Source organism: Mesorhizobium sp., assembly GCF_024509055.1.
Taxonomy (GTDB): Bacteria; Pseudomonadota; Alphaproteobacteria; order Rhizobiales; family Rhizobiaceae; genus Mesorhizobium.
In genome coordinates this window covers 1-2,123 of sequence record NZ_JANINM010000289.1, presented here as the reverse complement: position 1 = coordinate 2,123, position 2,123 = coordinate 1, and the positions used below count along the sequence as shown (strand labels likewise).

2 protein-coding genes are annotated in these 2,123 nt (G+C 61.4%); both read right to left on the bottom strand.

Going from position 1 to position 2,123, the window contains the following annotated elements; translation table 11 throughout:
• The coding region (locus Q0L57_RS13175; protein ID WP_296743267.1) for an LON peptidase substrate-binding domain-containing protein at positions 1-1,243 on the bottom strand (1,243 nt) is incomplete at its 3' end.
• A gap of 274 nt (positions 1,244-1,517) precedes the next feature.
• The coding region (locus Q0L57_RS13170) for an AAA family ATPase (protein WP_296743265.1) at positions 1,518-2,123 on the bottom strand (606 nt) is incomplete at its 5' end.

The window sequence follows — 2,123 nt, the reverse complement described above, 5'->3', positions numbered from 1 at the left end:
CCTTCTTCATCGACTGGATGACCTTGCCGGGCATCGAGCCGATATAGGTGCGCCGGTGACCGCGGATCTCGGCCTCGTCGCGCACACCGCCGAGCGCCATGCGGATGAACTCACGGCCGGTCGCCTTGGCGATCGACTTGCCGAGCGAGGTCTTGCCGACGCCGGGCGGGCCAACGAGGCACAGGATCGGGCCCTTCAGCTTCTTCTGGCGGCTCTGCACCGCGAGATACTCGACGATGCGCTCCTTGACCTTGTCGAGGCCGAAATGATCGGCATCGAGCACGTCCTGCGCATAGGCAAGATCCTGCTTGACCTTGGAGTTCTTGCCCCACGGGATCGACAGCAGCCAATCGAGATAGTTGCGCACCACTGTCGATTCAGCCGACATCGGTGACATCGAGCGCAGCTTCTTCAACTCGGCTTCCGCCTTCTCGCGGGCCTCCTTGGAGAGCTTGGTCTTCTTGATGCGCGCCTCGATCTCGGCGGCCTCGTCGCGGCCGTCCTCGCCCTCGCCGAGCTCCTTCTGGATCGCCTTCATCTGCTCGTTGAGGTAGTACTCGCGCTGGGTCTTCTCCATCTGGCGCTTGACGCGCGAGCGGATGCGCTTCTCCACCTGAAGAACCGAGATCTCGGCCTCCATGAAGCCCATCGCCTTTTCGAGCCGCTCCTTGACGGAGAGCGTGGCGAGCATTTCCTGCTTCTCGGGGATCTTGATCGCGAGATGCGAGGCAACCGTGTCGGCGAGCTTCGAATAGTCGTCGATCTGGCTGGCGGCGCCAACCACTTCCGGCGAGATCTTCTTGTTCAGCTTGACGTAGTTCTCGAAGTCGGTGACGACCGAGCGGGCAAGCGCCTCGATCTCGACCTCTTCCTCTTCCGGCTCGACCAGCGCGGTGGCGCGGGCCTCGTGGAAATCGGCGCGGTCGGTGAACGAAGCAATCTTGGCGCGCGAGGCGCCTTCGACCAGCACCTTAACGGTGCCGTCGGGTAGCTTCAAAAGCTGCAGCACATTGGCGAGCGTGCCGATGTCGAAAATCGCATCGGGTTCAGGATCGTCGTCGGCTGCGTTCATCTGGGTGGCAAGCAGGATCTGCTTTTCCTGACCCATCACTTCTTCCAGCGCCTTGATCGACTTCTCGCGCCCGACGAAGAGCGGAACGATCATGTGCGGAAACACGACGATGTCGCGCAGTGGGAGGACCGCGAAGACGCCGTCGCCGGGAGCCCTGGATGTTCTGGCCATTGTCCAACCTTTCATGTCGCGGCCGCTAATTGAGCCAACCGCGAATCTCATATTAACGACCGAGTGTCGTTCCGCCTACCACCGTTTGTGACGGGAGTTTTACAGCACAGAATTCAGCACTTCGGCCTTCCGCTGTTAGGTGGATGCAAGCGAGCCAAAGATCAAGGGTTAACGCGGCCAGTTCATCCACTCCGTCACCAGGTGCATCATCCCCGCACAGCAAAACGGCGCCACAAGGGCGCCGTTCCATAAAAAGTATGGGCCACGACCTTTATCAGGCGCTGACGGAGCCCTTCTTTTCCTTCTGTTCGGAATAGATGTAGAGCGGCCGGGCGTTGCCGGAGACCACCTCTTCCGAGATCACCACCTCGCGCACGCCTTCCAGCGCAGGAAGTTCGAACATGGTGTCGAGCAGGATGGCTTCCATGATGGAGCGCAGACCGCGCGCGCCTGTCTTGCGCTCGATGGCGCGCTTGGCGATGGCGGACAGCGCATTCTCATGGAAGGTCAGGTCGACATTCTCCATCTCGAAGAGGCGCTGATACTGCTTGACCAGCGCGTTCTTCGGCTCGGTCAGGATCTGGATCAGGGCCGGTTCGTCGAGGTCCTCAAGGGTGGCCAGCACGGGCAGACGGCCGACGAATTCCGGGATCAGGCCGAATTTCAAGAGATCTTCCGGCTCAACCTGGCGGAACAGGTCACCGGTGCGGCGATCCTCGGGTGAAGCAACGGTCGCGCCGAAACCGATCGAGGTCTTGCGGCCACGGTCCGAGATGATCTTGTCGAGGCCAGCGAAGGCACCGCCGCAGATGAACAGGATGTTGGCGGTGTCGACCTGCAGGAATTCCTGCTGCGGATGCTTGCGGCCACCCTGCGGCGG